General features: G+C 47.0%; 9 protein-coding genes and 1 pseudogene. 6 read left to right on the top strand and 4 right to left on the bottom strand.

Features of this window, described 5'->3' with window-relative positions; all coding sequences use genetic code 11:
- Positions 1-492 precede the first annotated feature (492 nt).
- On the top strand, positions 493-900 hold the full coding sequence (locus tag M4S28_RS05640; RefSeq protein ID WP_004736070.1) for a thioesterase family protein: 408 nt from the start codon (positions 493-495) through the stop codon (positions 898-900).
- A 20-nt stretch (positions 901-920) separates the two neighbouring features.
- Here the strand turns inward: M4S28_RS05640 and M4S28_RS05635 are convergent, their stop codons facing one another.
- The gene (locus M4S28_RS05635; RefSeq protein ID WP_249632447.1) at positions 921-1754 is read right to left on the bottom strand and encodes a 4'-phosphopantetheinyl transferase family protein; all 834 of its coding nucleotides are present in this window, start codon (positions 1752-1754) and stop codon (positions 921-923) included.
- A 527-nt stretch (positions 1755-2281) separates the two neighbouring features.
- On the opposite strand from M4S28_RS05635, the gene M4S28_RS26600 reads away from it, so the two are divergent.
- The 5 genes from M4S28_RS26600 to pfaD are packed head-to-tail and all read left to right on the top strand — an operon-like array spanning position 2282 to position 19983.
- The gene (locus M4S28_RS26600; RefSeq protein ID WP_017076779.1) at positions 2282-2473 is read left to right on the top strand and encodes a hypothetical protein; all 192 of its coding nucleotides are present in this window, start codon (positions 2282-2284) and stop codon (positions 2471-2473) included.
- A complete protein-coding gene (locus M4S28_RS05630; protein ID WP_249632446.1) occupies positions 2473-10311 on the top strand; it encodes a type I polyketide synthase in 7839 nt (2612 codons plus the stop codon). The genes M4S28_RS26600 and M4S28_RS05630 overlap by 1 nt, the downstream gene beginning before the upstream one ends.
- Positions 10311-12359, top strand: a complete 2049-nt coding sequence (locus M4S28_RS05625; protein WP_249632445.1) for a PfaB family protein — start codon at positions 10311-10313, stop codon at positions 12357-12359. Before M4S28_RS05630 ends, M4S28_RS05625 begins: the two co-directional genes overlap by 1 nt.
- Complete coding sequence (locus tag M4S28_RS05620; protein ID WP_249632444.1) at positions 12356-18307, top strand: hotdog fold thioesterase; 5952 nt, start codon at positions 12356-12358, stop codon at positions 18305-18307. Before M4S28_RS05625 ends, M4S28_RS05620 begins: the two co-directional genes overlap by 4 nt.
- A gap of 38 nt (positions 18308-18345) precedes the next feature.
- Positions 18346-19983 carry an eicosapentaenoate synthase subunit PfaD gene (pfaD, locus tag M4S28_RS05615; protein WP_249632443.1) on the top strand — a complete coding sequence of 546 codons (1638 nt, stop codon included), beginning with the start codon at positions 18346-18348 and terminating at the stop codon, positions 19981-19983.
- Between the two features lie 97 nt (positions 19984-20080).
- Here the strand turns inward: pfaD and hflX are convergent, their stop codons facing one another.
- The 3 genes and pseudogenes from hflX to M4S28_RS05600 form a co-directional block, all read right to left on the bottom strand.
- Complete coding sequence (hflX, locus tag M4S28_RS05610; RefSeq protein WP_017076784.1) at positions 20081-21448, bottom strand: GTPase HflX; 1368 nt, start codon at positions 21446-21448, stop codon at positions 20081-20083.
- 232 nt (positions 21449-21680) lie between these two features.
- Positions 21681-22830 (bottom strand): annotated as a pseudogene (locus M4S28_RS05605) (S8 family serine peptidase).
- Between the two features lie 138 nt (positions 22831-22968).
- Positions 22969-24081: an ABC transporter ATP-binding protein gene (locus M4S28_RS05600; protein ID WP_004736060.1), complete on the bottom strand. Its 1113-nt coding sequence runs from the start codon at positions 24079-24081 to the stop codon at positions 22969-22971.
- Positions 24082-24083: the final 2 nt, after the last annotated feature.

Here is a 24083-nt window from a genome sequence, read left to right as displayed (position 1 = left end):
ATCTGCCTGCTGCAATCACCAACTCGCTGCAAAAATCAATGGGTGGGAAATGACACATAGAATATTTGTAAATGGGTGGGAGTTGACCAACATATTAGGGCGTGTTGACCTTTCGAGCTGATTTTTGCAGCGAGTTGCTGGGTATTTATACAAGGCAAAGGCTTTGATGTGTAGCTAGCCTACATGAGAAGCCGATAACGTAGTAGAAATGACCAGCAAACGCTGCCCGAAGGGTTCGGCTAAAAGCGTTTTACTCTTTGTTGAGGGAGATTTGCTTAGAATGACTAGGCTACTTCCCCCTCGCCGCGATTAAAACGCTTTTATCTCGAACAAAATTTAACCACGAAAGGTCAACACGCCCTAGTAATGAATAAGGCCGAATGAGGTCTGACCAAGAGCCACATTGCCGATGATACCTTGAAGTAATTTCGACCTATCCTGTAGAGTGCTGCACAACTTAGTCAGATTTACACTTAATAAGAGTTGATACCAATGAGTCAGATCTACCATCACCCAGTACAAATTTACTATGAAGATACCGATCACTCAGGTGTGGTTTATCACCCTAACTTTCTAAAGTACTTTGAGCGTGCGCGCGAACATGTCTTGGGTAGCGATAAATTGGCGGAATTGTGGAACGAGCACGGACTAGGTTTTGCGGTCTATAAAGCCAACATGACTTTTCAAGATGGTGTTGAATTCGCTGAGATCTGCGACATCCGAACCTCTTTTGAACTTGATGGCAAATACAAAACGCTATGGCGACAAGAAGTGTGGCGTAAAGATGCAACCAAACCCGCGGTGATTGGTGATATCGAAATGGTCTGTTTAGACAAAGACAAGCAACTGCAGCCCGTGCCTGCTGAAGTATTAAAAGCGATGCTTGGCGAAACGAGTTAATTTTGCCTCACCAAACTAGCTTAAAGGAGATGAGACGACGAAAAGGTTCTCATCTCTATCTGCATGGGTAGCAAATTCCCACCAAGAGTCACGGCGAAACGATACTGGTCATCTAATCGACCCAAGCAACATTGCCAATCTGTAGAAATATCGTCTTGTTGATAAGAACCCAAATCCAACCCAATCCCGCTATCTAGCCTGATTTCGCGATACAATCTAATTTCATCCTGCAAGTTTGGCTGAAAATCCGAAGCGTGAATTGGCAATGTTTGCTCCGTCAGATTGGAGAATTCGAACGAAAAGCTTCGCAACGATGTGGCTAGCCCCTTACCCGTCGCTTTGATGTACGACTCTTTCAACGCCCACAGATCGAAAAAACGCTCTCTCTGTTCTTCTTTGCTGAGCTCAAGTAAATCCGCCAATTCTTTATCTGAAAAGTAGTGCTTCATGATCGAGTCGATATTGGTCGAACTTCTTGCGTGTTCAATATCAACACCCAATTGAACTTGCTTCCCTTCTATCTGGCAAACTGCAATCAACAAATGTTCTTTGCTATGACTAATATTGAAATTTAACCCCGTCTTGAGTTGCTGTTTGGCGACTAAACTTGGCTTTCCTTTCTCGCCATATTCAAAGCGCCACGCTTCAGGCATCAAATCAGAATAGCGAGACAGCACCTTTCTTAGGTAATTTCGAACATACAGAGCCTGAATTTGAGATGAGGGCATTCGATAGCGCTCAACTTTAGCTATTTCATCGGCTGTCAGTCTCTTTTTGAGCTGCGATACATTGTCTGGCTGGTCATTTAAATGACTCAGAGAACATAGCCACAAATCAACAACGGAAGTTTTCATTTAACTCGAACTCACTTCTAGAAATCACTCTTCAAAACACGATTGGAACAACCAAATCGAACAAATTTAACTCATCTATGATTTAAGTGAAACCTAGAGAATACGGGAGGGAAACACCCTTCATATACGGGCTTAAAACCAATTTTTCAAATAATAACAAATTAAAACACAGATCACACTTAGCCTTGCACAAGAGGCATCCATTAAATGTTACTTACAAAAACATGACATAGATCTCACCAAATCAAAATATAGAGTAAAAACACTAAATAACAACTCATAACCATTAATTATCAACAAGTTAATTAAATTGAAAATGCAAAAATCAAAACCATACCAAATTCATCTGGTCTGAACAGATCATAGTGGCCTCTCGGAGCATTGTATCAATAAGTCACCTCGGGTAGCCTGCTCAACCATTAAACAAATTCACACGTTTTCTTTGCGGATACCGACTTTTCATTTAGTCAGACTTTGAACAGGATTTTAATGGACATCGCCTCAACATTTGAATGCCACCGTCGCGCATGAAACACCTCCCCTACTCTCGTAAGTCAACGCACTTCGAAAGCCTAATTTCTATCTGGTTGCCGCCACTCAGCAACCTGAATTTTCAGCTGCGCTTCCCTAAATCTGTTTCAGATTTTCTTTCTTTAATTTTAAAAGCGCAGCCTCAAAACACGACATCACTTTCTGTGATTTCTAGTGGAGACTCATAATGAGCCAACCCGAGACAAATACACCGGAATCAGTCGACGATACTCGACTGAATAAACGCCTTAAAGATATGCCTGTCGCTATCGTTGGTATGGCGAGCATGTTTGCAAACTCTCGTTACCTGAATAAATTTTGGGACCTTATTAGCGAAAAGATCGATGCTATTACTGAAGTGCCCGATACGCACTGGCGTCCAGAAGATTACTACGACTCAGATCGTACTACGCCAGACAAGTCTTACTGTAAGCGCGGTGGTTTCATCCCAGAAGTGGACTTCAACCCTATGGAGTTCGGTCTTCCGCCAAATATCCTAGAACTGACTGATACGTCGCAGCTGCTTTCTCTGATCGTGGCAAAAGAAGTACTTGAAGATGCCAAGCTGCCTGAAGGCTACGATCGCGATAAGATCGGTATCACGCTCGGTGTTGGTGGTGGTCAAAAGATCGCTCAAAGCCTAAATGCTCGTCTTCAATACCCTGTTTTGAAAAAAGTATTCAAGAGCAGTGGTATCAGCGACGACGACAGCGAAATGCTGATCAAAAAATTCCAAGACCAATACATCCACTGGGAAGAGAACTCATTCCCTGGTTCATTGGGTAACGTAATATCAGGTCGTATTGCTAACCGCTTTGACCTTGGTGGCATCAACTGTGTAGTAGATGCTGCGTGTGCAGGTTCTCTAGCCGCAATGCGTATGGCTCTAAGTGAGCTGGTTGAAGGCCGCAGTGAAATGATGATCACAGGTGGTGTGTGTACTGATAACTCACCAACCATGTACATGAGCTTCTCTAAAACACCTGCATTTACCACCAATGAAACCATTCAACCTTTCGACATCGACTCAAAAGGCATGATGATTGGTGAAGGCATCGGCATGGTTGCTCTTAAGCGTCTTGAAGATGCAGAGCGCGACGGCGACAGAATCTACTCCGTGATTAAAGGTGTCGGTTCTTCTTCGGATGGTAAGTTCAAGAGTATTTACGCACCTCGCCCTGAAGGACAAGCAAAAGCACTAAAACGTGCTTACGATGATGCTGGTTTCGCACCGCACACTCTTGGTCTGCTAGAGGCGCACGGCACAGGTACTGCAGCGGGTGATGTTGCTGAATTTGGTGGCCTAAACTCAGTATTCAGTGAGAACAATGAAGAGAAGCAACACATTGCGTTAGGCTCTGTGAAATCTCAAATTGGTCACACTAAATCAACCGCGGGTACTGCAGGTTTAATCAAAGCTGCCTTAGCACTGCACCACAAAGTACTGCCGCCAACGATCAACGTATCAGCTCCGAATCCTAAGTTGGATATCGAGAACTCACCGTTCTACCTAAACACACAAACGCGTCCTTGGATGAAACGTGTCGACGGCACACCACGCCGTGCAGGTATCAGCTCATTCGGTTTTGGTGGCACTAACTTCCACGTTGTATTAGAAGAGTACACGCCTGAACACGCTCGCGGTGACAAATACCGTCAGCGCCAAGTACCTCAGACTCTGTTATTCAGCGCTGAATCTCGTCAAGCACTGATCAATGAGCTAAAACAAGTTTCAACTCAAGCTGCAGACGCTGTGTTCAAACTGGAAGCGCTTGCTGAGCAGCACGCTCTACGCGAAGTTGACGCTAAGCACGCTCGTCTTGGTTTAGTTGTCACTGACCAAGCAGACCTTCAAGCGCAACTGACTCAAGCGGTTTCTATGCTTGAAAGCCAAACCAAAACACATTGGCAGATGCCAAACGGTACTAGCTATCGTGAGTCGGCACTGATTGCTGAAAACGGTGCAGGTAAAGTGGCAGCGCTATTTGCAGGTCAAGGTTCGCAATACCTGAACATGGGCCGCGAGCTTGCTTGTCATTACCCTGAAATGCGCCAACAGCTTGCTCAAGCGGATCAAGTATTTGGTCAGCACAAGAAAACGGCTCTGTCGCAAATTCTGTTCCCAATTCCAACGTTCACACCAGAAGCAACCAAAGCTCAAGAAGCGGTGCTAACCAACACGGCCAATGCGCAAAGTGCGATTGGCACTGTGTCTATGGGTCAGTTCGACATCATGACTCAAGCTGGCTTCAAAGCTGACATGGTCGCAGGTCATAGCTTTGGTGAACTAAGTGCACTATGTGCATCGGGTGTTATCTCGCAAGACGATTACTACCAGCTAGCTTTCGCTCGTGGCGATGCAATGGCAGCAACACCTGAACAAGGCGACAGCGGTACTATGTTTGCGGTCATCTTAGACGCAGACAAGCTTCCAGCCGTTGAAAGCTGCATCAGCCAATTCGAAGGCGTGAGCATTGCCAACTACAACGCTTCGACTCAACTGGTTATTGCAGGTCCAACTGCGACGGTTCAACAAGCAGCACAAGCGCTAACAGAACAAGGCTTCAAAGCGATTGCTCTGCCAGTTTCTGGTGCTTTCCACACACCGCTTGTTGCTCACGCTCAAAAACCATTTGCTGCTGCAATTGATAAAGCTTCATTCAGCGCTCCAACGCTGCCGCTTTACTCAAACGCAACGGGCAAACTGCACAGCAAAGACGCGAAAGCGATTAAGAAAGCATTCAAACAGCACATGCTGCAATCGGTTCGTTTCAGCGAGCAAATTGAAGCGATGTATGAAGCCGGTGCGCGTGTATTCGTCGAGTTCGGTCCGAAGAACATTCTTCAAAAGCTGGTTGAGAAAACATTGGCTGATAAGAACGAAGAGCTTTACGCAATCAGCATCAACCCAAGCCCTAAAGGTGACAGTGACCAACAGCTTCGTTTAGCTGCGGTTCAACTGTGCGTGGCAGGTGTTTCATTAGACAACATTGACCCTTACCAAGCTGACATTGCTGAACCTGCAAAGGCATCACCAATGAACATCAAGCTGAATGCAACCAACTACATCAGCCCTGCTACTCGTAAGAAAATGGATCAATCACTGGCTTCGGGCAACGTCACCGAAAAAACTGAGATTGTTGAAGTGAAAGTTGAAGTCGAGAAAATCGTGGAAAAAGAAGTGATCAAAACAGAAATCGTTGAAGTACATGTGCCTGCTCCTCAAGCTTCAAATGTACAACAATCAGTTGCAGCACCAAGTGTACGAGTAGCAACAGCAACTCAGCAGCCTCAAGTGGCGCAACCTGCACCAGCGACTATTCAACCAACAGCTTCAGTAACGGTTGATGAGTCTTCACTGCAATCATTCTTCAATGCTCAACAACAAGCAGCAGAAGTACATCAGCAGTTCCTTGCGATTCCTCAGCAATACGGTGACACGTTCAACACCCTAATGTCTGAGCAAGCGAAAATGGCAACAGCAGGCGTAGCAATTCCTGAGAACCTACAGCGTTCTATGGAAATGTTCCACCAGCACCAAGCTGAAACGCTAAAAGCTCACGCTCATTACCTCGAGATGCAAGCACACAGCAACAGCTCTGCACTTAATATGCTGACGCAAGGTTCAGTACAAACGGCACAACCTACCTTCGTTGCGTCTGTAAATGCTCAGCCAGTGATTCAAGCTACTCCAACAACTATCGTTCAACAGCCTGTAGCTCAAGTACAAGCGACTCCTGTACAAGCTCAGTCTGTTCAAGCTGCACCGGTTCAAAATACAACAGCTCAACAAGCTCCAGTACAGAAAGCTGGTTCTGCACCACAAGTAGCGGCTCAAGCGGCAGCGCCTGTTGCAGCTCAACCTGTTCCAGTTAAAGCGCAACCGGCTCCTGTGGCTGCACCAATAGCAGTACAATCAGCCGATGCTGAAAAAGTGATGCTAGAAGTGGTCGCTGAGAAAACGGGTTACCCAACGGAAATGCTTGATCTAGAAATGGACATGGAAGCAGACCTTGGTATCGACTCAATCAAGCGCGTAGAGATCCTTGGTACCGTTCAAGACGAAATGCCGAACCTACCTGAGCTAAACCCTGAAGATTTAGCTGAGTGTCGTACTCTTGGTGAAATCGTTACCTACATGAACAGCAAGATGCCAGCATCAGCGCCTGTGGCAGCACAGCCAAGCGCAACTGCTCCTGTTCAAGCTGCTAACGGTCTTGATGCGAAAGTCGTTCAACAAACCATGCTAGAAGTGGTTGCTGAGAAGACAGGTTACCCAACAGAAATGCTTGATCTAGAAATGGATATGGAAGCAGACCTTGGCATCGACTCAATCAAACGTGTTGAGATTCTTGGTACGGTTCAAGATGAACTGCCTACTCTTCCAGAGCTAAACCCTGAAGACTTAGCTGAGTGTCGTACTCTTGGCGAAATCGTTGCTTATATGAACAGCAAGCTTCCAGCTTCTGCTCCTGTAGTCGCTCAAACTGCAGTAACTTCAGTTCAAGCAGCTAGCGGTTTAGATGCCGCTGTCGTTCAAAAAACCATGCTAGAAGTAGTCGCAGAGAAGACAGGCTACCCGACTGAAATGCTAGACCTAGCAATGGACATGGAAGCTGACCTTGGTATCGACTCAATCAAGCGTGTTGAGATTCTTGGTACGGTTCAAGATGAACTACCGACTCTTCCAGAACTAAACCCTGAAGATCTCGCTGAGTGTCGTACTCTAGGCGAGATCGTTGCTTACATGAATACTAAAAGCATGAACAGTAAGCTTCCGGCTTCTACTCCTGTAGCAGCTCAAGCATCTGCATCAGCGCAAGCAGTATCAAACGCTTTAAACGCAGAACAAGTTCAAAGCACAATGCTGAGCGTAGTGGCTGATAAAACAGGCTACCCAACAGAAATGCTAGACCTAGCAATGGACATGGAAGCAGACCTTGGCATCGACTCAATCAAACGTGTTGAGATCCTTGGAACAGTTCAAGACCAGCTACCAACATTGCCAGAGCTGAACCCTGAAGATTTAGCTGAGTGTCGTACTCTTGGCGAAATCGTTGACTACATGAATAGCAAGTTAGCTCCTAGTTCGGAAGCAACGACAGTAGCTCCTGCTGCAGAAAGCACGAGCAACGACCTAAACCCTGCTCATGTTCAATCCACAATGATGGAAGTGGTTGCCGACAAAACAGGCTACCCAGCAGAAATGCTCGACCTAGCAATGGATATGGAAGCAGACCTTGGTATCGACTCTATCAAACGCGTTGAAATTCTAGGTACGGTTCAAGACCAGCTACCAACGCTGCCAGAGCTAAACCCTGAAGACTTAGCTGAGTGTCGTACGCTTGGTGAAATCGTTACCTACATGCAAAGCAAGCTATCCGCTGCTGCAGCCGTAGCGACTCCAAAAGCTGAATCAGTCACGCCTATCGCAGAAACAGCGACAGCGGAACTTCCTCCACACAATGAGGTGGCGCTAAAAAAGCTACCAGCGGCAGATAAACTCGTCGATTGTTTCTCAAAAGACGCTTGTGTCGTGATCACAGATGATGGTCACAACGCCGGTGTTCTAGCAGAAAAGTTGACCGCTAACGGCATTCAAGTTGCCGTAGTGCGTAGTGCTCTTTCTGCCGCGTCACCTTTAAACAGTGAAATCGCGAGCTACACGCTCAACAGTGTCGATGATGCTGGTGTGACTGCAGTTATTAACAACATCGAAGCAGACCTTAAAACGTCGAAGAAAGTGATTGCTGGCTTCATTCATTTACAAGCTATCGTTGATGCTAAACAAAGCAACGAGCAAGCGGTTAACTTGAATGCAGATTCAAGAGCTTCACTGACGACAGCGTTCTTATTCGCCAAGCACCTAAATGGCCAACTGAATGCCGTTTCTGGTCGCAGTGTGTTCTTCACACTAAGCCGTATCGATGGTGGCTTTGGTTACCTAGATACTAAGCAATTAGCGAATGCAGAACTTAACCAAGCCGCGTTGTCTGGTCTAACGAAGACACTGAGCCATGAATGGTCAAACGTGTTCTGCCGTGCATTGGATGCTGACGCTTCTATTGATGCTCGTCACCTAGCTGAAGCTATCACAGGCGAACTGTTCGATATCGATACCAACACGGTGGAAATCGGCCTTAGCCATGCGGAAAACGGTGAATCTGGTCGTGCAACACTGATTGCGACAACACCAGGCGCTGCACAAACTAAAAACACAGGCGCTCAACTCACCAAGAGCGACAAAGTTCTGGTGACGGGTGGCGCTAAAGGCGTGACGTTTGAATGTGCACTGACGCTTGCTAAGCAATGTAAATCTCATTTCATTCTTGCAGGTCGTAGTAAGCATATTACTTCAGCTGAGCTACCTCAGTGGGCACAAGGCAAGCAAGAGAAAGAGCTAAAACCTGCTGCAATTGCGCACCTACAAGCTACGGGTGATAAGCCAACGCCGAAGAAAGTTGATGCCTTGCTAAAACCGGTATTGAGCAGCCTTGAAATCAACGCAGCACTTGCCGCTTTCAACGAGATTGGCGCGAGCGCTGAATACCTAAGCCTAGATGTATCGAACCATGAGTCAGTAGCGAAAACGCTGGCGAATTTCGAAGGCATCACAGGTCTTATCCACGGTGCAGGCGTACTGGCTGACAAGCACATTCAAGATAAAACACTTGATGAACTGAACATGGTTTACGGCACGAAAGTGGGCGGACTAGAAGCGGTTCTTGGTGGTCTTGATAGCAGCAAGCTAAAACTGATTGCGATGTTCTCTTCGGCGGCGGGTTTCTACGGAAACACAGGCCAAAGTGATTACTCGATGTCTAACGAGATCCTAAACAAAGCGGCTCTGCAATTGTCAGCGCGTAACCCTCAAGCGAAAGTAATGAGCTTCAACTGGGGACCGTGGGACGGTGGCATGGTCAACGCAGCACTGAAACGTATGTTCACAGAGCGTGGTGTGTACGTGATTCCTCTTCAGGCGGGTGCAGAGCTATTTAGTTCTCAACTACTAAACGAAACTGGCATTCAACTGCTGGTTGGTACGAGCATGCAAGGTTCTGACAACAAGGAAGCTGCTGTAAAAAAGCTTAATGCGGAGTCTGTGCATCTTGCAAAGAGTCCGCTGAATACAAGCATCACTGTGACACGTCATCTTGATCCTAAGGCTTTGCCTTTCATTCAAGATCACTGCATTGCCGGTAACCCAGTGTTACCGACAGTGTGTGCCATCCAATGGATGCGTGAAGTCGCAGAGCAACTGTTAGGGGTGAACGTTAGCGTTCACAACTACAAACTGCTGAAAGGTGTGATTTTTGATACTGATGAAGTACAAGAGCTGAAACTGGTTCTTTCGATTGATGCTAAATCAAAAGATCAGCTAAAAGCGGTGATCAGTTGCCAAGGGCGACCACAGTATCAAGCTCAGTTGCAAGTTGCCTCTGTGCAAGTGTCTGAAGATGTTCAACAAGCGTCAGAAAAGCGCTTTGAAGCCAACACTTCAGCACCTGTAAAAACGGCACAAGCTCTATACAGTGACGGCACTCTGTTTCACGGACCAAGATTGCAAGGTATTACCTCAGTCGAACGCTTTGACGGCTTAGGCTTATTGGCTCAATGCCAGTTGCCACAGATTGAAAACAGTGACTGCGGATCATTTATTCCTAAGCAAGGCTTTGGCGATAGCCAACCATTTGCTGAAGATTATCTGTTGCAAGCAATGCTGGTATGGGCTCGATTGAAATACGGCGCGGCAAGCCTACCGTCTGCTATCGGTGAGTTTGTTTGTTACGCACCGATGCACAATGGTGACCAAGGTTGGCTAGAGCTGAGCGTGATAAAAAGCACGGCTCGTTCACTGCAAGCTGATATTTCGCTTTACCACCAAGATGGTCGTTTAAGTGCGGTAATGAAAGGTGCAAAAGTCACCATCAGCAAGAGCTTAAACGACGCATTTTTGCCGAAGTCTAGCTCAGCAGTATCAAAGAAAGAGGCGACTAAGAACCCAGAAAAGGAGCAATTGTCATAGTGACTGTTCCTACTAATAAAGCGATGCCATTGCGCATCGCTCTTTTAGCTCAGCCAGCAAACGCGGCTGAGCTTTCTGCCGACTTATTATCTTCGTTCCCAGACATGATAACTGTTGTGGTTGATGGCAATTTTAATCAAGCACTTGCTCACGCCATCGAGACAGTCAATCAAGGTAGTGTCGTTAAACTCTGTTTGGATTCTCACTCACAATCCTTAGTGATGGTGAGTGCGTTAGCCGCTGCTCAAAACAAGATTCATCCACACGCTTATCTAGCGAGTTTTGTAGATGCAACTACCGGAGATAGCATTCAGCTAGCTCTGGGTATTGCACGCCGCCCCGCGACAGATTTAAGCCATCAACAGCAATACTCTACGCTCTCTGCTTCGCAGCAGTTTGATAAATTGTTGAACATGGTGAATGCGATATCGAGCCGTTCATTACCGAGCCATTCATTACCTAACAATTACTGGTTCACTGAGCCGAAAAAAGCACGTGTTGCTGCGTTAACTTTCAATGACGATAGCCAAAAAGCCACCAGCCTGATATTGACTCAAGCGACCGGTTTGCAAGAACCAAAGCCCTTGCTATCGAGCGAGCGTTTGATGTTTGTGGTTTCTGGCTGCGAACAAGCCGAATTGATTTCTCAGTTAACCTCGTTAAGAGAAGAGCTTAAATGCGTTAACGAATCGGCAGACAGCGAACTTGCTATCGCCACCTTGATGCATTCAAACCTAAGTCACTTCCAAAGCGTTCAACACAATGCTGGCCGAGGTGCAAACATCGTGATTCAAGCGGCTTCAATTGATGCTGCATTGCAAGAGATCACAGCGCTAGAAAATGCGTTGCCAAAAGTAATGGCTGACAGTAGCCACTACAAAACGCCAGCGGGCAGTTGTTTCTCACCGAAGCCTCAAAGCAAAGGTGGTGTTGCATTTGTTTACCCTGGTGTTGGCACGGTTTATCCCGGTATGTTGCGCGAATTTCACCACCATTTCCCACAGTTATTTGCCCGCTTAGAGCGCGAAGGTAACTTGAAAGAGATGCTACAGGCTGAAAAAACCTATGCTGACGATGCGCAAGAAATGTCGCTCAGTGAGCTGGCAATTGCAGGTGTGGGCAGTAGTTATCTGTTAACACAACTGCTGTGTGATGAATTCAAAGTGCAGCCAGATTTCGCCTTGGGCTACTCCAAGGGTGAAGCCTCCATGTGGGCCAGCTTAAATGTTTGGAAAAATCCACATGCGCTGATTGAGATGACTCAAACTAGCCCTATCTTCACCACGGCTATTTCTGGCGAACTCACCGCAGTGCGTCAAGATTGGCAGCTGAACGGCGACGAAAGCATCCAATGGAATAGCTTTGTGGTTCGCAGTGATGCACAAGCGATTGAGGCTCTGTTACCAGAGTTTCCGCGCGCTTATCTCGCTATCATCCAAGGTGATACTTGCGTACTGGCAGGCTGTGAAAGCACCTGTCGTGCTCTGCTCAAGAAACTGGGTAAACGTGGCATTGCCGCGAACCGTGTTACTGCAATGCACACCACGCCAGCGTTGAGCCAGCATAGCCAAGTGCAGGAGTTTTACACTCAACCACTGTTCGACGAGTTGCCAAAGCATATCCGCTTTATCAGCGCAGCAGGTCTACCGACTGGCGCACCAATCAATATCGACAGAGATAGTATCGCCCTTTCGATTGCCGACACCTTCTGTTCAACGTTAGATTTCACCGCGTTGATCCAGAGTGCGCGTCAACAAGGTGCTCGTCTGTTTATAGAAGTCGGTGCCGATCGTCAAACCAGCACATTGATCGACAAGATCAATCGTAGCGACAACGTAGCCGACCAGTACTGCACAATTGCTTCCAATGCCAAGGGTGGCGACGATGTTGTCACGCTCATCAAGTGTATTGGCCAGCTCATTACTCATCAAATTCCACTGTCTGTCGAGCCACTTATTCAAGGGCTAGAACAACAGATCACCGCCGCTAAGCAATTACGTGGTGTGTCTCAAGGCAGCGCAGTGAATCATCAAGGAGAGCTAGTATGAGTTCTCAATCGAACCAGTCTCAGGCTCAAAACAAACAGCAAGCGAAGTGCAATAAGATCGCGATTGTCGGTATTGCTAACCAATACCCAGAAGCGGATACGCCAAAAGATTTTTGGCAAAACTTGCTAGATAAAAAAGATTCTCGAACCACATTAAGCGCTGAAAAGTTAGGTGCTAAACCCGAAAGCTATCAGGGCGTACAAGGCGAATCAGACCGCTTTTACTGTGACAAAGGCGGCTACATCGAAAACTTCAATTTCGATAGCAATGGCTACCGCTTAACAGCAGAGTCGTTCAACGGTGTTGACCAGAGTTTTCTATGGGCTTTGGATACCAGTCGTAAGGCGCTAGTCGACGCAGGCATTGATCTGAATGCCGATGTTTTAGAGCGCACAGGCGTGATTATGGGTGCCCTTTCGTTCCCAACCACATGTTCAAACGACCTGTTTCTTCCGATGTATCACTCGGTGGTCGAGAAAGCACTTAAAGATAAATTGGCTAATGACCAATTTTCACTGCTACCAACCAATGAAACCGCGCAAGACCTCAATCCTATCAATGGCGCTGCAGCACACAACGCCTCTAAGTTAGTGGCTGATGCATTGGGTTTAGGTAACGTGCAACTTAGCCTAGATGCGGCATGTGCAAGTTCAGTGTATTCATTGAAGTTAGCGTGTGATTACTTGAACACGGGCAAAGCCGACATGATGTTGGCAGGAGCGGTATCAGGTGCTGACCCATTCTTTATCAACATGGGTTTTTCCATCTTCCACGCTTACCCTGACCACGGTGTTTCGGTTCCGTTTGATAGCAACAGTAAAGGTCTGTTTGCTGGCGAAGGTGCGGGGGTTTTAGTGCTAAAACGCTTAGCTGATGCAGAGCGTGATGGCGACAATATTTACGCAGTTGTCAGCGGTATTGGCTTGTCGAACGATGGCCGTGGTCAGTTCGTATTAAGCCCAAATAGCAAAGGACAAGTCCAAGCCTTTGAACGCGCTTACGAGGCTTCGAACTTATCACCAGACAGCATCGAAGTGATTGAGTGTCACGCAACCGGCACACCATTAGGTGACAAGGTTGAGTTAACCTCAATGGAGCGTTTCTTTGCTGACAAATTGAATGGTTCTAACCCGCCATTGATTGGTTCTGCGAAGTCCAACCTAGGTCACTTACTGACTGCGGCAGGTATGCCGGGGATCATGAAGATGATCTTTGCGATGAAAGAAGGCGTGCTTCCGCCAAGTATTAATTTGGACAAACCACTGTCTTCACCAGAAGGTTTATTTGGTCCACAGACTCTGCCAATGCAGGTTCAACCTTGGCCAAGCAAAGCGGGCAACCCAGAGCGCTGCGCAGGTGTTTCTGTATTTGGTTTCGGTGGTTGTAACGCACACTTACTGCTTGAAGCGTATTCAGACACGAATCATGTAAGCCAGGCTCTAGAGTCAACGTCTCCAAGCCTACAACCGTCTAATTTAAGCATTACTGGCCTCGCGTCTCACTTCGGTTCTCTGCAAAGTATCAACTCGCTGAGCACTGCGATTGAAACCAACAACGATGCTTTCATTGCCTTGCCTAAGAAACGCTGGAAAGGCTTAGACCGACATCCAGAACTACTGAATCAGTTTGGCTTACACGGCATTCCAAACGGCGCGTACATCGATCAATTCGATCTCGATTTCCTACGTTTTAAAGTGCCGCCAAACGAAGATGACCGTTTGATCTCTCAGCAGTTGCTACTGATGAAAGTTGCAGACGAAGCCATCAAAGATGCCAAGCTTGTATCAGGCCAAAAGGTTGCAGTACTCGTTGCGATGGAAACAGAGCTTGAGATGCACCAATTCCGTGGACGCGTAAACCTGCATAGCCAACTGGCTGACAGCTTTGCCAACATGGGTATTGAGCTAACACAAGATGAATACCAATCGCTAGAAACCATCGCGATGGACAGTGTGATGGACGCAGCCAAGCTGAACCAATACACCAGTTTCATCGGCAATATCATGGCTTCGCGTATCTCTTCATTGTGGGACTTTAACGGCCCTGCCTTTACGATTTCAGCCGCTGAGCAGTCAGTTGCTCGTTGTATCGATGTCGCGCAAAACCTAATGTCGCAAGAGTCCATGGATGCCGTTGTGATTGCAGCCGTCGACCTAAGCGGCAGTGCGGAACATGTGATTCTCAAGAACAGCGTGAGCCCAGTGTCACTTTCTCCAAAATTCGGCCAACCGCAAGACGGCAGTTGGAATGTAGGCGAAGGCGCAGGTGCAATTGTTCTTGTGGAAGAAAACCGAGTAGCTAGCGACCAAGATACGGCTTACGGCAGCATCAACGCCTTGGCCTTTGGCTCAAGCGAGCATAACAATGCCGTTGCTGACGAGTTACTGACTCAAGTCGGTATGAGCTCGAACGATGTTTCTCTGCTTGAACTTAACCATGCACCAGAGTCTTCATCTCATCAGTCTTCGCCTCTAAGTTTAGGGAACACAAAGACTACTCAAGCAAGTCAACGTGTGGGTCACTGCTCTGCAGCTTCTGGGATGGCAAGCCTGCTACACGGTCTGCTCAACCTGAACCTTGAGTCTCTGAATCCAAATGTCAGCTCTAAGAGCGCGATTGTTGCCAACATCAGCGAAGGACAATGTTCACAGCTGCTACTAAGCCAATCGAGTGTTGAATCTCAATCACTATCCGTTCGTTTAAGCAGTGAACTGGCGAGTGATGCTAAGCGCCAATTGGTTAAGCAAGTGACATTAGGTGGTCGCGATATCTATCAACATATTGCCCAAACCCCAATGACTAACTTAGCAACGATTCAACAGAAAGCTTCTGGTAAACAAGCAGCAAGAGTGGCGTCGGTTCCAACGACAGCAAGCATTCAAGCAGCCCTTGCGCAAAAAGAGTTAGAGAAGAAAGCATTAGCGCAGAACGCGATAGAGCCAGTAATCGAAACTCCGACTTCAGTATCCCCTACTCTGGCGCCAACTCGCCACAGTCAGCTAACAGGTAACCACAGCAATATGACTCATGTCCTATCCGCTAAAAATGGCGCGTCTCAAAGCGACGCTAATACGGATGTAGCATTACAGCCGTCTGTAACACCACAAAACCAAGCTTTTGCTCAAAACCAGCAAGCAGCTCAGCAAGTACACAAAGCATTCCTGCACACTCGTGCCCAAGGCATGCAGATGGCTGATGCGCTATTAAAAGCACAGCTAAACGCAGTGACGTCTGGTTTAGATAGCTCAGCCGCTTCTCAACAAATGCCAGCTCAGCCTGTTCAAGCTCAACCTACTCAGGCTCAGTCAGTCAACGTACTTGCAACACCAGCACCAGTAAAACCTATCCGTAAGCCATGCATTTGGGATTACGATGATCTGGTAGAGTATGCTGAAGGCGATATTGCGAACGTATTTGGCCCTGATTACGCTATCATTGATAGCTACTCGCGCCGCGTTCGTTTGCCAACCACCGACTACCTACTGGTATCTCGTGTCACTAAGCTCAACGCGACAATGAACGAGTACAAACCAAGCACAATGACCACCGAATACGACATCCCAGTTGATGCGCCGTATCTTGTTGATGGTCAGATCCCTTGGGCTGTTGCAGTTGAATCTGGTCAGTGTGATCTAATGCTGATCAGCTACTTAGGCATTGATTTTGAAAACAAAGGCGAGCGTGTTTATCGCCTGCTTGATTGTACGCTGACCTTCCTTGGCGACTTGCCTCGTGGTGGCGATACACTGCGTTACGATATCTCAATCAACAACTTTGCTCGCAATGGCGACACATTACTGTTCTTCTTCTCGTACGAGTGTTTCGTTGGCGACAAGATGATCCTGAAAATGGATAACGGCTGTGCGGGCTTCTTCACTGATGAAGAGCTAGCAGACGGCAAAGGTGTGATTCACACTGAAGATGAAATCAAGGCTCGTAAGCTGGCAACTAAGCAACGCTTCGACCCTATGTTGCACTGTCCTAAAACGCAGTTTAACCATCAAGAACTGCGCCACCTGCTGACTGCAAACATCGCAGAGTGTTTTGGCCCAACTCACCAATCTAATCGCCACCAGCCTTCTTTGTGCTTCAGCTCAGAGAAGTTCATGATGATAGAAAAGGTTAGCCGTGTTGAACCGCAAGGCGGCACATGGGGACTTGGTCTGATTGAAGGTCACAAACAGCTAGAACCTGAACACTGGTACTTCCCTTGTCACTTCAAAGATGACTCAGTAATGGCTGGATCTTTGATGGCAGAAGGTTGTGGTCAACTGCTTCAGTTCTTCATGATGCACCTTGGCATGCACACACTTGTTCAAAATGGCCGTTTCCAACCGCTGGAAAATGCCCCTCAACAAGTACGTTGTCGTGGTCAAGTTCTACCGCAATCGGCAGAACTGACTTACCGCATGGAAGTGACTGAAATTGGTTTAAGCCCTCGCCCATACGCAAAAGCCAACATCGATATCTTACTGAACGGCAAAGTGATTGTTGATTTCCAAAACTTGGGTGTGATGATCAAAGAAGACGACGAATGTACTCGTTACCTACCTTCTTTAGAAACAGCTGTCGCGACCCCTGTTATCGAAAACTTGGACCATAAAAGCTTGGGCCATACACCAGCAGTGAACCAACAGGCTTCAGCGAATGCACCATTGATGGCACAAATTGAAGACCTAGCAACAGCGCCTAACAAAGGTGTGGTTCCTCTTCAACATGTGGAAGCTCCGGTAACTCCTGATTACCCGAACCGCACACCCGATACGGTTCCGTTCACGCCTTACCACATGTTCGAATTTGCGACTGGCGATATCGAGAAATGTTTTGGTCCTGATTTCTCTATCTACCGTGGCATGATCCCACCACGTACTCCATGTGGAGACCTACAGCTAACCACTCGTGTCGTTGAAATCGATGGTAAGCGTGGCGACTTCAAGAAGCCTTCATCGTGTATTGCAGAATACGAAGTGCCAGAAAACGCATGGTACTTTGATGAAAACAGCCACCAGACCCTAATGCCTTACTCGGTATTGATGGAGATTTCACTGCAGCCAAACGGCTTCATCTCAGGCTACATGGGCACCACACTGGGCTTCCCAGGTGAAGAACTGTTTTTCCGTAACCTAGACGGCAGCGGCAAAATGCTGCGTAACGTCGACTTACGTGGCAAAACGATCACCAACGATTCTCGTCTGCTTTCAACCGTAAAGATGGGCACCAACATCGTACAGAGCTTCAGCTTCGAACTGAGTACTGACGGCGTGCCTTTCTACCAAGGTACAGCGGTATTTGGTTACTTCAAAGGCGCAGCACTGAAAGACCAACTTGGTTTGGACAACGGTAAAGTGACTCACCCTTGGCACGTTGATAACAACCGCACACCGGATGTAAACATCAACCTGCTAGACAAAACGACACGTTACTTCAATGCACCTATTTCTGCTACTGGTGAAGTGCAAGAGCACTACCAGCTGGCTGGCGGTCGTTTGAACTTTATCGATACTGTGCAGATCACCAGCGATGGTGGTAAAGATGGCCTTGGTTACCTATACGCTGAGCGTACGATTGACCCAAGCGATTGGTTCTTCCAGTTCCACTTCCATCAAGATCCGGTAATGCCAGGCTCTCTAGGTGTCGAAGCGATCATCGAGTTAATGCAAACCTATGCGCTAAACAAAGACCTTGGCGCTGGCTTCCGTAATCCTAAGTTTGGTCAAATCCAATCTGAAGTGAAATGGAAATATCGTGGTCAGATTAACCCTCTGAACAAACAGATGTCTCTGGATGTACACATCACTGCAATTAAAGATGAAGACGGTAAACGCATCATCGTTGGTGACGCAAACCTAAGCAAAGATGGTCTGCGTATTTACGAAGTGAAAGACATCGCAATTTGTATCGAAGAAGCTCCTGTTATCGATAAAGCCTCTGCTATCGATAAAGCATAAGCCGCCATTAGAGACAGAGAATTAGGAAAGAATTTAGTATGACAACTCAAACTACAATCAATAACGAAAAGCTATCTCCGTGGCCTTGGCAGATCGAAGAGAACACAACGCGTTTCGATAACGCAGCAATGTCGACAATCTTGAAAGATTTAAGCCTTGCTTGTTACGTCGTGAACCACCCAGAAAAAGGCTTAGGCGTAAGCCAACAAGCAGAGATTGCATCAGGCGATTCAGCAAGTTCAGCGAACAACCAACCTGTTAGCGCATTTGCTCCAGCTCTTGGTACACAAAGCCTAGGCGACGAAGATTTTCGTCGCTGCCACGGCGTGAAATACGCTTACTATGCAGGCGCAATGGCCAACGGCATTTCATCTGAAGAGCTAGTAATTGCCCTTGGCCAAGCTGGCATTCTTTGTTCATTTGGCGCGGCGGGCTTAATCCCGTCTCGTGTTGAGCAAGCGATTAATCGTATTCAATCAGCACTGCCAAACGGCCCTTATGCGTTTAATCTGATTCACAGCCCAAGCGAACCCGCACTAGAACGCGGCAGTGTTGAGCTGTTTTTGAAGCATAAAGTAAAAACGGTTGAGGCTTCTGCTTTCTTAGGTCTAACACCGCAAGTCGTTCACTACCGTGCCGCGGGCCTTAGCCGCGATGCACAAGGTGAGATTCAGATTGGCAACAAAGTTATTGCTAAGGTAAGCCGTACTGAAGTCGCAAGTAAGTTCATGCAACCTGCTCCTGTGAAAATGCTGCAAGCTTTGGTTGATGAAGGCCGTATCACAGCAGAACAAATGGAACTGGCACAGCTTGTTCCTATGGCTGACGATATTACTGCTGAAGCCGATTCTGGCGGGCACACCGATAACCGACCACTGGTTACTCTGCTTCCTACCATTCTAGCGTTGAAAGAAGAGATCCAAGCACAATACCAATTCAAAACACCATTACGTGTAGGTTGTGGTGGTGGCGTAGGTACGCCTGACGCTGCTCTAGCGACGTTTAACATGGGCGCAGCTTACATTGTTACTGGCTCTATCAACCAAGCGTGTGTTGAGGCTGGCGCGAGCGAACACACACGTAAGCTGCTTTCAACAACAGAAATGGCAGACGTGACTATGGCTCCGGCGGCAGACATGTTCGAAATGGGCGTGAAACTGCAAGTGGTTAAGCGTGGCACCTTGTTCCCGATGCGTGCTAACAAGCTGTACGAGCTATACACGCGTTACGATTCTATTGAAGCGATTCCAGTAGAAGAACGCCTGAAGCTTGAGAAACAAGTATTCCGTTCAACACTGGATGACATTTGGGCGGGAACTGTGGCGCACTTTAACGAGCGCGACCCTAAACAGATCGAACGTGCTGAAGGCAACCCAAAGCGCAAGATGGCGTTGATCTTCCGTTGGTACTTAGGGCTTTCTAGCCGCTGGTCAAACACAGGTGAACAAGGTCGAGAAATGGATTACCAAGTATGGGCTGGCCCGGCACTTGGCGCATTCAACGCATGGGCAAAAGACAGCTACCTAGATGATTACCAACAGCGTAATGCGGTCGACCTTGCTAAGCACCTGATGCACGGTGCGGCTTACTTAGCACGTGTTAACCTGCTGACTTCGCAAGGTATCAAGCTTGACCCAGAACTAGCACGTTGGAAGCCGACGCAAAGAATGGCATAGGCATTTCAATACAGCGTTAATTAAGCTCAACCAATAAAAAAAGCGACCTTAACGGGTCGCTTTTCTTTTGGTCATTTTTCTTAAGCTAGCTAAAAGATTAAGACTTCTGCATACGCTTTTTCAGTCGCGCTAAATCAATGGCGCTTGAACGAACCGTTAATTTGATGTGTTCGTAGTCGTACTCTTCTTTAACCACACTCATATTTGAGCGAATCTCACCGATGATGCCTTGTCCAGAATAAGGGATAGTGATCTCTTCTTCGATCATGCCTTCTTCAGCAACACCAACGATGTACTTGTGCAGCTTCGTAATATCTAGCGGATCACGAGTCGACGTTAGCATCGCATCTGGGAATTCTTCGATCAGCTCTAATTGCTGTTCTTCAGTCAATCTATCGCACTTATTAAGCACTAATAGTTTTTCGCTACCTTCAACGCCCACTTGTGCTAATACGTCGTGTACCACATCAAGTTGAGCGCGGAACGAAACGTCAGAAGCATCAACCACATACAAAAGCAGTGAAGCATCATGCGCTTCTGCTAGCGTTGAGTGGAATGAAGCAACCAGATCGTGTGGCAATTTCTTGATGAAACCAACGGTGTCTGAAACCAAGATACGTGGCTGAGTAATCGGCTGAAGTGCACGAACCGTAGTATCTAGCGTTGCGAACAGTTTATCTTCACCCACCACTTCGGTTGCGGTCATTGCACGCATCATCGAAGACTTACCGGCATTGGTGTAGCCAACTAAAGCAACAGTGAAAAGCTCCGCGCGCCTTGTGCGTCGGGTCTTCATTTCATCTTGTACGCTTACTAGCTCACGCTTAAGCGCAGCAATTTGGTCACGTACGTTACGACGGTCTAGCTCTAGTGAAGTTTCACCTGCGCCCTGACCCATTTGACGCTCTTTATCACCCTCAGCAGTTTCACGAAGTCGTGGCACTAAGTAGTTTAGACGAGCGATATCAACTTGCAGACGAGCAGTACGAGTACGAGCGTGACGGCTGAAGATTTCGATGATGATGCCAGTACGGTCAAATACTTCCACACCCAAACTCGCCTCAACAGTACGCATTTGAGATGGGCTTAAATCACAGTCAAATACCACAACATCAGCGGCACCGTATTGGAAGTTGCCCGTTGGAAGATCATCAAAATCTAGCTCATCGATTTCAACATTAAAATCAAACGACTCATCAATAAAGTCTTCATCTTCTGCTTCTTCAATAGAGCCTTGATAACCAGTTAGGTGTGCAATTTCAGCAAGCTTACCGGCACCCAGCACATTCTGTCTTTGAGATGAACTGTGGTGTTGCGATTGCGTACCGACTACTTTAAACCCTAGGGTTGTCACTAAGCGAGCAAGTTCGGCAAGAGACTCTTTTGCTTCGTCACCTTTAAAATCCGGTGTCGTAATAGAAATAAGTAAAGCGTTATTCGCCGCTGGTTTTGCTGTTAGTTTCATGTTTTATTCTGTCTATGCACCAAAGTGCAACCTAGTATTTGATCTAAAGTAGTGTGATCCTACGCGTTTCTACGTCAGCTTTATATAGCCACATCACACTAAATATCAGCTTTGATGATAATTAGCTGTCTACTCGATGATTATTCAAAATAAAAAACGACCCATCAGGTCATTTTTTATTGTCTACAACGGCATTGTTTTACCTATTAAGCTTTCAATACTGTTAAACGAATTAATTGCTCACTGCAATCAGGTCCGGATCTCCATCAGGATCATTATTCACAGCCCCATCTAAAGAGAATAAGCCACCGGTTACTAACAGTACTCCGCAAAAGTGAGGAGCCGCCATTGAAGTACCATTGTAAGAAACCGTTCCTCCTCCCGCTTTAGTCGATAGTACATCGACTCCCGGTTGAGCGTAATCTACATCAGAACCATAATTGGAAAAGTAAGCGAAGCAATCGTTAATTTCGCCAAATGCTGAGATAGTAAATATGTTTGTACCGTTAGTGCTAGCTGGCGTAAAACCACTTGCATCCTGGCCTGAATTACCCGCTGCGATTGAGAAAAATATCCCTTGGGCAGCAGCTGTTTTAATAGCGCTATCTAAGGCAGCGGAAGATCCAGCTCCTCCCAAGCTCATATTGGCACAGTCACCAGAGCCGCCATAGCGTGCAACATGATCAACACCTGCAATCACGCCCGACATTGAGCCACTACCACTATTATCTAAAACTCGTACTGGAACTACCTGCACACCGGGGGCAACGCCAACGACATCAAAACCAACCATCATCATAGGCACCAATCGTTCCTGCTACATGCGTGCCGTGACCATTACCATCATTCGTATTGTTTTTCTTACCGCGAGTGAAGTTTGCCCCTCGAGATTTGTTTACGTTCAAATCGGGATGGTTGCTGTCAATACCCGAATCAATGACCCAAGCAACGACTGAGGCGTTACTCATATCACTTGTCCCACCGTTGACTCTGGTTACACCCCAAGGGATCTGTTGCGGGTCTCGCTCAACACTATCTCCACCTCCGCCTCGATTAGGTTTACCCCCTCGCGGCAAAGCATGCATGACGATATCAGGCTCAATGTAATCAATCTCAGGGAACCTATTTTTAAGACCCTTGAGTGCTTGTTCTGGGACCTTGACTGAAAATCCTTTCAGGGCATGGCTATATTGATGACCGACTACACCGCGCCCATTGGCAACTTCACGTGCAATATCACTCGCTCGTGACACCGACGTACTATCTTTTAAAACGACAATATAACTGTCTCTCAAATCATGATTAACAACAGCAGATACAGGAGAGGAAAGAAGAGCAAGTGACATTGCTCCTGCAAGTAATTGGACTCTCATTGCAGACATCCTTTTTATAAAAATTAATCTCCCATCAAGCATAGACTCTACTGAGTTTTTTATCATTAATATGAATTTGTCTATTCTGGTACAAAAACACCCCATCAAAAGATGAGGTGTTCAAAGAAATATAACCCGTTATAAAACTTAGAAATCGATTCTCGCTTCGGTTTGAGCATCGAAGAATACCGCTTTGGATAGGTCAAAATGCAGTGGTGCCATTTGCCCAACGGAAACTTCAAATTCTGGCGATAAACGACACGCGACTTCTTGGTCGTTCACTTTAACCATCGCAATAGTATCTGGCCCTGTCGGTTCCAATACCTCTAGCTGTAAGTCTAGCTTTGTAGAGGCAGAAACATCATCACCCTGCTGCTCGGTAATGTGCTCAGGACGTAGTCCTATCACCAACTCTTTGCCATCTTGGTCGCGCATACTTTGTGGCAAACGAATGTGGTGTTCTTGATCTGCGGTACCGACCACTTTAATAATCGGATTCTGTTCCTCATCCAAGTCCACCATGGTTTTAATGAAGTTCATTGATGGTGAACCCATAAAGCCAGCCACAAACATATTGTTGGGTTTGGTGTAGATCTCTTGCGGTGTGCCTAACTGCTGCAGTTCACCGTCTTTCATTACTGCGATGCGATCAGCGAGTGTCATAGCTTCAATCTGATCATGGGTTACATAAACAATCGTGGTATTCAGCTTCTGGTGCAGACGTTTAATCTGATGACGCATCTCAACACGCAGCTTGGCATCCAAGTTAGAAAGCGGCTCATCAAATAGATACAGCTTAGGACGACGAGCTAGAGCGCGTCCCATCGCGACACGTTGACGCTGGCCACCAGAAAGTTGCGACGGTTTACGATCAAGCAACTGTTCGATTTGCAGCATTTCTGCCACTCGATTGACCTCAGCATCAATTTCTTGTTGCGGCATCTTGCGGATCTTCAAACCGAAAGCGATATTGCCGCGTACCGTCATGTTTGGATAAAGCGCGTACGACTGGAATACCATCGCGATATCGCGATCTTTAGGTTCAACCTGCGCCACGTCTATGCCATCAATTACAATCTCACCCGAGCTAATATTCTCTAGCCCAGCGATGGTGTTCATCAAGGTGGATTTCCCACACCCCGAAGGGCCGACAAGTATCAAAAATTCCCCCGAATCGATACTGATGTCGATGCCCTTTAACGTTTCGTTGTCCGCGTTGCGATAGGTTTTACGGATCTGTTTTAAATCTAATGTTGCCATGG

Origin of the sequence: Vibrio sp. J383 (assembly GCF_023503985.1) — a bacterium.
Classification (GTDB): Bacteria; Pseudomonadota; Gammaproteobacteria; order Enterobacterales; family Vibrionaceae; genus Vibrio; species Vibrio splendidus.
Note: the sequence above shows the minus strand (reverse complement) of the source record. Positions and strands in the feature narration are given on the sequence as shown.